The organism is Streptomyces africanus (genome assembly GCF_002150735.1).
GTDB lineage: Bacteria > Actinomycetota > Actinomycetes > Streptomycetales > Streptomycetaceae > Streptomyces > Streptomyces africanus.
In genome coordinates, this window is record NZ_MUKA01000673.1 from 196 (window position 1) to 761 (window position 566).

The following is a 566-nucleotide window of genomic DNA, read 5'->3' on the forward strand; positions in this document are numbered from 1 at the left end:
CCGGCCGCCAGCCCGGCGACCCGGTACGGGCTGCCGCAGCCATCGGCGCGGCCGTGGACGCCGACACACCGCCCCTGCGGCTGCTGCTCGGCTCGGACGCGCTCGCCGGTGCACGCGCCCGCCTGGAGCGCCTGCGCGACGAGATCGATGCCAACGAGGCGCTGACCAGGAGCGCGGACTTGGAGCAGGTGTGAGCACGGTCGGCGCGTTCGTCGTGATCGGTGCCGGGCCCGGGCTGGGCGCTGCGGCCGCCCGCCGATTCGGCCGTGCGGGACATCCGGTCGGGCTGATGGCGCGCAGCGCCGAACGCCTGGACATGATGGCCGCTGACCTGACCTCCCAGGGCGTGACGACAGCAGTCGAGACCGCGGACATCACCGACGAGCGGGCACTCGCCGCGGCGCTCGACGCACTGCGCGAACGGCTCGGTCCCATCGAGGTGATGCTGTTCAGCCCGCGGCCGAGTCTCACGTGGATCAAGCCCGTGCTCGACACCGCGCCCGCGGACACCGAGAACGCGCTGGCACTGAGCGTCGTCGCCGCCACGGCGGCCGTCCGCGCGGTCG

At 74.6% G+C, this 566-nt stretch carries 1 protein-coding gene and 1 pseudogene; both read left to right on the forward strand.

What is annotated here, in order from left to right; translation table 11 throughout:
* Nucleotides 1–194 (forward strand): annotated as a pseudogene (locus CCL05_RS46995) (short-chain dehydrogenase/reductase); the annotation flags it as partial.
* Nucleotides 191–566: SDR family NAD(P)-dependent oxidoreductase (locus tag CCL05_RS43305; protein ID WP_143590075.1), on the forward strand; the 376-nt coding region annotated here is incomplete at its 3' end. The pseudogene CCL05_RS46995 and the gene CCL05_RS43305, both read left to right, overlap by 4 nt.